This is a genomic window from Kitasatospora sp. NPDC059648 (genome assembly GCF_042734825.1).
Lineage (GTDB): Bacteria > Actinomycetota > Actinomycetes > Streptomycetales > Streptomycetaceae > Kitasatospora.
The window spans coordinates 1-2,388 of record NZ_JBHWDU010000208.1 but is presented as its reverse complement, the minus strand read 5'-3'; the positions used below and the strand labels follow the sequence as shown (position 1 = coordinate 2,388).

Annotated in this window: 1 protein-coding gene; it reads left to right on the top strand. The window is 74.2% G+C overall.

From position 1 onward, the window contains the following. A partial coding sequence (locus tag ACFV1W_RS40450; RefSeq protein WP_380422558.1) for a type I polyketide synthase occupies positions 1–2,388 on the top strand: 2,388 nt, incomplete at both ends.

Here is a 2,388-nt window from a genome sequence, read left to right as displayed (position 1 = left end):
GACGGCATCGCCTACCTGGCGGCCCAGGGCGTCACCGACTTCCTGGAGCTGGGCCCGGACGGCACGCTGTCCGCCCTCGCGCAGGAGATCACCGATGGGCACTTCGCCCCGGTCCTGCGCAAGGACCGCCCCGAGGCGCTGACCTTCACCCGGGCCGTCACCGGCCTGCACGCCCGAGGCGCCGAGCTGGACTGGGAGGCGGTGTTCGCCGGTCGTGGTGCCCAGCGCGTCGACCTGCCGACCTACGCGTTCCAGCACGAGCACTTCTGGCTCAAGGCGACCTCCTCCGCCACCGGTGACGCGAGCCGGCTGGGTCAGGCCGTGACGGGGCACCCGCTGCTGGGTGCGGCGATCGCCCTGCCCGAGTCGGACGGTGTCCTGCTGACGGGCCGGCTCTCCCTCCAGTCGCACGCGTGGCTGGCTGACCACGCGGTGTCGGGCTCGGTCCTGGTGCCGGGTACCGGCCTGTTGGAGCTGGCGATCCACGCCGGTGACCAGGTGGGCTTCGGCCAGGTCGAGGAGCTGATGCTCCAGGCCCCGCTGGTGCTACCCGAGCAGGGCGGTGTTGCTCTGCGGGTGTCCGTGGACGCGGTCGATGCCGACGGCTCCCGTCCGGTCGCCGTCTACTCGCGCTCGGATGACGCGGACGCCACGGAGCCGTGGACGCGGCACGCGACGGGCTTCCTCGCGGCCAGTTCCACCGAGCCGGCGTTCGACCTCTCGGTGTGGCCGCCGAAGGGCGCCGAGCCGGTCGAGGTGGAGGACCTGTACGAGGGCCTGGCCGCCACCGGCCTGCTGTACGGCCTGGTCTTCCGGGGCCTGCGCGCCGCCTGGCGCCTTGAGGACGCCGTCTTCGCGGAGGTCGCGCTGCCCGAGGGCGTGTCGGTCGACGGCTTCGGCCTTCACCCCGCCCTGCTCGACGCCGCCCTGCACGCGGTGGCCCTGGGCGAGTTCGTGGACACGGCCACCTCCGGGGGCTCGTGGCTGCCCTTCGCCTGGAGCGGCGTGTCCCTGTACGCCACCGGCGCCTCCGTCCTGCGGGTGAAGCTGTCGCCCGCCGGCAAGGACGCGGTGTCCATCGCGACCGCCGACGAGACCGGTGCCCCGGTCGCCGCCGTCGCGTCGATGGCGCTGCGGCCGCTCACCGACCAGCTGTCCGCGGGCCGGGAGGCGGCGCACGAGGCGCTGTTCGGGCTGGACTGGTCGGTGCTGGCGCTGCCGGCGGCGGAGGCCGGTTCATGGGCGGTGCTCGGTGCGGCGGAGGGTGTCTTCGCCGGTGGTACGGCGTTCGCCGGTCTGGCGGAGCTGGCCGGGGCCGGTTCGGTGCCGGAGGTGGTGTTCGCGCCGATCGCCCCGTCCGGGGGTGAGGGCGTCGTGGGTGCCGCCCACCGGTCGGCCCGGGACGCGCTGGCGCTGGTGCAGGGCTGGCTGGCGGAGGAGCGTTTCGCGGACTCGCGTCTGGTGTTCGTGACGAGCGGTGCGCTGGCCGAGGATCTTGCCAACGCGCCGGTCTGGGGCCTGGTCCGCTCGGCGCAGTCGGAGAACCCGGGCCGGTTCGTGCTGGTGGACGCCGATGAGTCGGTGACCGCGGGGCTGCTCTGGTCGGTCCTCGGCTCGGACGAGACGGAAGCGGTGGTCCGCGACGGCAGGATCGCCGTCTCGCGCCTGGTCCGTGCCTCCCGGGCGGAAGGGGCGGAGATCACGCTCGCGGAGGGCGGGACGGTGCTGGTCACCGGTGGTACGGGTGCGCTGGGTTCGCTCGTCGCCCGTCACCTGGTGACCGAGCACGGTGTGCGGCACCTGGTCCTGACCAGCCGTCGCGGTCTGGCCGCCGAGGGCGCGCGGGAACTGGCGGACGAGCTGGTCGCGCTGGGCGCCGCCGGGGTGGAGGTCGCCGCGTGCGACGCCGCCGACCGCGACGCCCTGGCGGAGCTGCTGGCCGCCGTGCCGACCGAGCACCCGCTCACCGCGGTCGTGCACACGGCCGGTGTGCTGGACGACGGTGTGGTCGGTTCCCTCACTCCGGAGCGGCTGGAGGCGGTGCTGCGGCCGAAGGTGGACGCGGCGTTCAACCTGCACGAGCTGACCCGGGACCTGGACCTGGCGGCGTTCGTGCTGTTCTCCTCCGTCGCCGGTGTGATGGGCAGCCCGGGCCAGGGCAACTACGCCGCCGCGAACACCTTCCTGGACGCGCTGGCGGAGCACCGCCGCTCGCAGGGCCTGGCCGCGACCTCGCTGGCCTGGGGCGCCTGGGAGCAGAGCGGCATGGCCGGTGACCTCGGGGACACCAACCTCAACCGGATGAACCGGGGTGGGCTGGCCGGTCTGTCGGGTGACGAGGGTCTGGAGCTGTTCGACGCCGGTTGGGTGTCGGAGCGGGCGCTGTTG